Below are 4898 nucleotides of genomic sequence, written 5' to 3' on the forward strand. Positions count from 1 at the left end.
GGACGAGCCGTCCGACCTCCCGGCCGGACCGGCCGACTACGACGACTGGCTGGCCACGACGTGGCACCACCCGCTCCTCGACCACGCCCTCACCTCGGTCGTGGTGGTGGAGGGGGAGGTGGCGTCGTTCTCCGCCGCCCACACCGACGGACGGGCCCGGTACGCGACGGCGATGACCGGCACCCGCCGGGCGTTCCGCGGCCGGGGCCTGGCCAAGCTCGCCAAGACCGACGCGCTGCACCGGGCCCGGGCGGCCGGTTGCACCGACGCCTACACCGAGAACGACGCCGGAAACGACCCGATGCTGGCCATCAACGCATGGTTCGGCTATTCCATCTGCGCAACGGAGATCCATCATGTCCGCTCGCTCGTCTGACTCCGGGGCCACGCCGCTCCCGCCCGCTTCCGGGGACACCCTGACGGTGGCCCTGGTCAAGGCCGGCCGCACCAAGATCAGGTATCCGGCCGAGACGGTCCTCGACGACGGGTCCCGCATCACGGTCCGGGCCCCCTGGGCGGCCCCGGGGGTACGGGACTTCGGCTTCGTGCGGTTCGAGCCGGGCGACGTCTTCACCGAGCACTACTGGCGGGACCGGTGGTTCGCGGTCAAGGAGGTCCGCGCCGGTGACGGCGGGCTGAAGGGCTGGTACTGCGACATCACCCGGCCCGCCGTTCTGCGCGGGTCCGAGCTGCTCGTCGAGGATCTTGACCTCGATCTGTGGGTGTCGGCGGACGGCTCGTCCGTCCTGCGTCTGGACGAGGACGAGTTCGCGGAGAGCGGCCTCGCGGAGCGGGACCCGGAGGCCGCCGGGGCGGCGGTGCGGGCGCTGGACGAGCTGGAGCGGCTGGCCCGTACCGAAGGTTTGGCGGGTCTGCTCGGCTGAGCCGCGCGCCCCGCCCTTACGTGTGCATTATGCACACGATAGGTACGATGCACAGACAAGGCGTCGTGCGGGGGGCGCGGTGCGCCGGAACACACGAGTCGAAGGAACTGTGCGGACATGACGTTGGAAAACAAGGTAGCGATCGTCACCGGCGGGGCGTCCGGCATCGGCGAGGCCGTCACCCGGCTCTTCGTCGAGCGCGGCGCGCGGGTCGTCGTCGTCGACCTCCAGCAGGAGGCCGGGGACGCCGTCGTCGCCGACCTCGGCGACGCGGTGGCGTTCATCCGGGGCGACGTCTCCGACCGTGCGGTCGCCGACCGGGCCGTCGCCACGGCCGTGGAGCGCTTCGGCAAGCTGGACGTCCTGGTGAACAACGCCAGCGCCTCCCGGGTGCGGCCCTTCGTGGAGCAGACCGAGGACGACTGGAAGCTCGCCCTGGACACCGGCCTCTTCGCCACCCGCAACTTCATGGTCGCCGCCCACCCGGAGCTGCGGAAGGCCCAGGGCGCGGTCGTCAACTTCGCCTCCGGCGCGGGGATCGACGGCCAGCCCAACCAGGCGTCGTACGCGGCGGCCAAGGAGGCCATCCGCGGCCTGAGCCGGGTCGTGGCCAACGAGTGGGCCGCGGACCAGATCCGGGTCAACGTCGTGTCGCCGATGGCGCGGACGGCCGGCGTGGCCCAGTGGGCGGAGGCCAACCCCGAGCAGTACCGGCTCTCCGCCGCCAAGGTCCCGCTCGGCCGCTTCGGGGACCCGATGAAGGACGTCGCGCCGGTGGTCGCCTTCCTGGCGAGCGACGACGCCCGCTACATCACCGGCCAGACCCTGATGGCCGACGGCGGGGCGATCAAGCTCCGCTGATCCGGGCCGGCGCCGTCACGGCGCCGGCCGGCGCCCCCTCGCACCCGGCCGCGCCCTCCAGGCGGGCCGCGCGGTGGGCGCCGGCGCACGGGTGTCGCCGCCAGAGGGGCGCGGCCCGGATCGCCGGGGAGCCGGCCCCGGTCCGGCTCCGCCTCGGGACCGCCGGCTCCCCCTCGGACGGCCGGGCGCCTACGGCTCGACGCGGTGCGGCTGCCCGGCGGGGACGGCGGACACCGCCAGCGGTACGGCGCGCCGGATCCCGCCGGGGTCGTGGGCGACGGCGTCGCCGTCCTCGTGCCAGTGGAGCAGGAAGCGCTCCCCGGCGCGGTATCCGTCGAGTCCGGCGCGGCAGTAGGCGACCATGTCGTCGGGCAGCGCGTCCAGGCTGTACCAGGCGAGCTCGGAGCACTTCCCGGGTTCGGCGTTGCGCGGGGGCCGCTCCGGGTCGCACTCCGCCTCGAAGAACCAGCCCATCCGGGGGCTGCCGCCGGGCCCGCGGTGCTGCATGACCAGGGCCACCCGCAGCTCGTCCGGGTCCAGTTCGACACCGATCTCCTCGGCTGCCTCCCGGAGCATCGCCTCACGGACGTCCTCGCCGTCCTCCGCGTGGCCCGAGGGGACGTGCAGCAGTCCGTCCGCGTATCCCGTGCCCGCCCGCCGGGCGAGCAGCACCTCGGGGCCGCGCCGCAGGACGAGGTGGACGTCCACGACCTCGGTGTGCCGGTGCGGCGGCTCGGCGCGGGCCACCAGGGCGTACCGCTCGTCGTCCACCTCCCTGCCCCAGAGCGCCGCCTCTCCGGAGAGCGGCTCGTGGTGGATCCGCTCGGTGAGCGGGGCGAGCAGCGCGGTGAGCCGGGCCGCGGACAGTCCCGTCCCGCTCCACACCCCTTCGACCAGCACCAGCCGGCCGCCCGGCCTCAGCAGCGAGAACCAGTGGCGCAGGACGGCCTCCGGGCCGGGCAGCAGCCACACGACGTGCCGGGCGAGGACCACGTCGAAGCGCCGGGTACCGACGGGCGGGTCCGCCGCGTCGCCCACGAGGACCTCGGAGCCGGTCCCGGCGAGCTTCGCCCGCGCCTGCCGCACCATGCGCGGCGAGCGGTCGACGGCGGTGACCCGGTGCCCCTGGCCGGCGGCCAGGAGAGCCAGGCTGCCGGTGCCGCATCCGAGGTCGAGCACCTCGGAACGGGCCGTGGGCAGCCAGGTCTCCATCCGCCGCGCCCAGGCGGCGCGCACGGCAGGGTCGAGGAGGCCGTGGTCGGGGTCGTCGTCGAAGGAGTCGGCGGCGTCGTCCCAGTCGATCGTGGTCATGTCCCGATACTCTCAGCCGCCACCGACAACGCGTCAGGTCCGGGCGCGGGCGGCGCCGGAGAGCGGTGCCCTGTTCACGTACCGCTCGGCCTCCGGCCATACGTCGAATGTGGGCATGACATCAACGCGCGGCAGTGTCCTCGGTGTCAGGCGCACATCAACCGAGGAGGACCCGTGATCGACCGTTCCGTCTCCCGTCGGCAGATGTTCGGATTCGGCGGGGCCGCCGCCGCACTGATGCTGGGGACAGGTGCGTGGGAGAGCAGTTCCGCGTTCGCCGCGCCCGCGCTGAAGGGTGACCCGTTCACCCTCGGGGTCGCCTCCGGTGACCCGACGGCCGACGGTGTCGTGCTGTGGACGCGACTGGCCCCCGACCCCTTCGCCGAGGACGGCTTCGGCGGTATGCCGCCGGCCCCCGTCCGCGTCCACTACGAGGTGGCGCTGGACGAGCGCTTCCGCCGTGTCGTACGCCGGGACAGCGTCGTCGCCTCCCCCGAGCTGGCACACTCCGTCCACCCCGAGGTGCACGGCCTCGCCCCCGACCGCACGTACTGGTTCCGCTTCAAGGCGGGGTCGGAGATCTCCCCCGTGGGACGCACCCGCACCACCCCGGCGCCGTGGGACTCCCCCCGCCGGCTGAGGTTCGCCTTCGCCTCCTGCCAGGCCTGGCAGGACGGCTACTACACGGCCTACCGGCACATGGCCCAGGAGGACCTGGACCTGGTGGTGCACCTGGGCGACTACCTGTACGAGTACGGCGTCAAGTCGAACAAGCGCGGGGTCGGCACCGACCCCAAGTTCCACACGGAGACCCTCGACCTGGCCCGCTACCGCCTCCAGTACGGCCTCTACAAGTCCGAGGCGCCGCTGCGCGAGGCGCACGCCGCCTTCCCGTGGATCATGACCTTCGACGACCACGAGGTGGAGAACAACTGGGCCGGCGAGACCTCCGAGAACGACGACGACCCGGCGGACTTCCTGCTCCGCCGGGCCGACGCGTTCCAGGCCCTGTACGAGCACGCGCCGCTGCGCCGTACGCAGTTGCCCAAGGGCCCCGACGTACAGATGTACCTGTCTCTTATACACATCTCCAGTACCGCGACGACCAGGCCTGCGGCGACGGCTCGTCGGCCGACTGCGCCGAGCGGTTCGACGCGGACCGGACCCTGCTCGGGGCCCGGCAGCGGGACTGGGTCCTCAAGGGCTTCAGCCGCTCGCAGGCCCGCTGGCAGGTCCTCGGCAACCAGGCCCCGATGGGCCAGACCGATCTGGACCCCGGTCCGGGCACGACGGTCTTCACGGACCCGTGGGACGGCTACGTCGCCGAGCGCAACCGCCTGCTGGCCGAGGCGGACACCCGCGGGGTGCGCAACCTGGTCGTCATCACGGGCGACCGGCACCAGAACTACGCGTGGGACCTGAAGCGCGACTACTCCGACCCGGAATCGGCGACCGTGGGCTCGGAGTTCGTGGGCACCTCGATCACGAGCGGCGGCGACGGCGCCGACATGACGGCCGAGGGCGAGAAGTTCCTCGCGGCCAACCCGCACATGAAGTTCTTCAACAGCCAGCGGGGTTACGTCCGCGTCACGGTGGACCGGGACCGCTGGACGAGCGACTTCCGGGTCCTGCCCTACGTGACGAAGCCCGATGCGCCGGTCAGCACACGGGCGAGCGTGGTCGTCGAGGACGGCAGGCCGGGCGTCCAGGTCTGACCCGGTTCCGGGCCCCGTCTGCCCGGCCGGGGCCCGGGGACCCCGTTCCCTGAGTCTTCCCCCAACCGCTCCTTGAGCGCACCATGACGATCGCCACCTGCGGCTTCCTGTCTCTTATACACATCTC

The 4898-nt window shown here is 73.0% G+C and carries 4 protein-coding genes and 1 pseudogene; 4 read left to right on the forward strand and 1 reads right to left on the reverse strand.

Annotated features, from left to right (window positions below; translation table 11 throughout):
• From IH13_RS0124970 to IH13_RS0124980, 3 genes are all read left to right on the forward strand, one after another.
• The coding region (locus tag IH13_RS0124970) for a GNAT family N-acetyltransferase (protein WP_031088055.1) at nucleotides 1–376 on the forward strand (376 nt) is incomplete at its 5' end.
• Nucleotides 357–884, forward strand: coding sequence for a ribonuclease FAU-1 family protein (locus IH13_RS0124975; RefSeq protein ID WP_031088056.1), 528 nt, complete (start codon nucleotides 357–359; stop codon nucleotides 882–884). The genes IH13_RS0124970 and IH13_RS0124975, both read left to right, overlap by 20 nt.
• Before the next feature lie 117 nt (nucleotides 885–1001).
• Nucleotides 1002–1745: an SDR family NAD(P)-dependent oxidoreductase gene (locus IH13_RS0124980; RefSeq protein WP_031088058.1), complete on the forward strand. Its 744-nt coding sequence runs from the start codon at nucleotides 1002–1004 to the stop codon at nucleotides 1743–1745.
• A 189-nt stretch (nucleotides 1746–1934) separates the two neighbouring features.
• Here the strand turns inward: IH13_RS0124980 and IH13_RS0124985 are convergent, their stop codons facing one another.
• The gene (locus tag IH13_RS0124985) at nucleotides 1935–3056 is read right to left on the reverse strand and encodes a methyltransferase domain-containing protein (RefSeq protein ID WP_031088059.1); all 1122 of its coding nucleotides are present in this window, start codon (nucleotides 3054–3056) and stop codon (nucleotides 1935–1937) included.
• A 174-nt stretch (nucleotides 3057–3230) separates the two neighbouring features.
• Between IH13_RS0124985 and IH13_RS46195 the strand changes: the two are divergent.
• Nucleotides 3231–4771: pseudogene (locus IH13_RS46195) on the forward strand (alkaline phosphatase D family protein).
• Nucleotides 4772–4898: the final 127 nt, after the last annotated feature.

It is taken from the genome of Streptomyces sp. NRRL WC-3549 (genome assembly GCF_000721935.1).
GTDB lineage: Bacteria > Actinomycetota > Actinomycetes > Streptomycetales > Streptomycetaceae > Streptomyces.